This window comes from Microvirga sp. P4_G7, from assembly GCF_056401005.1.
On the sequence record NZ_JBFUKD010001213.1, the window covers coordinates 1 to 513 of the forward strand.

The window sequence follows — 513 nt, forward strand, 5'->3', positions numbered from 1 at the left end:
GGGCCGAGCGTCCGTTGCAACCCGCGCCGCTACGGCTGCGCAAGCGAAGATGGGCGCCGCAGGATCAATGATGGTAGGCGCCGCAGCGCGAGTAGTTGCTCCGGCTGCTATCGCTCTCGGCGTCGGAAAGGCAGTGAAGGAATTTTCTGAGGTCGAGCGTCGGTTGACGCGAATTGGAATCACCGCAGACGCATCCCGCGACGAAATGAAGGCTGTCCGTAAAGAAGCTCAGGATCTGGCCTCGCAAGTCGCAATGCCTTTCGATGAGATTGTCTCCGGCTTTGATGCGCTCGCTGCTCAGGGCAAGAACATGCGGGACATCCGCGAGTTCATGCCCGCTGTGGCCAAGGCTGCCCAGGCAGCGGGAGCGGACGTCAGCGACATTGCCAACGCGGCCGGTGCCGTCGGCGATCAAATGCAGATCGCGGGCAACAAGATGCAAAAGACCTTCGACATAATGATCGAGGGCGGTAACGCCGGTAAGTTCGAACTCAAGGATATGGCGCGTTATCT

1 protein-coding gene is annotated in these 513 nt (G+C 60.0%); it reads left to right on the forward strand.

Annotation, left to right across the window (positions count from 1 at the left end):
* Nucleotides 1–133 precede the first annotated feature (133 nt).
* Nucleotides 134–513 (forward strand): phage tail tape measure protein (locus AC1DT3_RS23935; protein ID WP_477467627.1); only part of this gene is annotated, 380 nt, incomplete at its 3' end.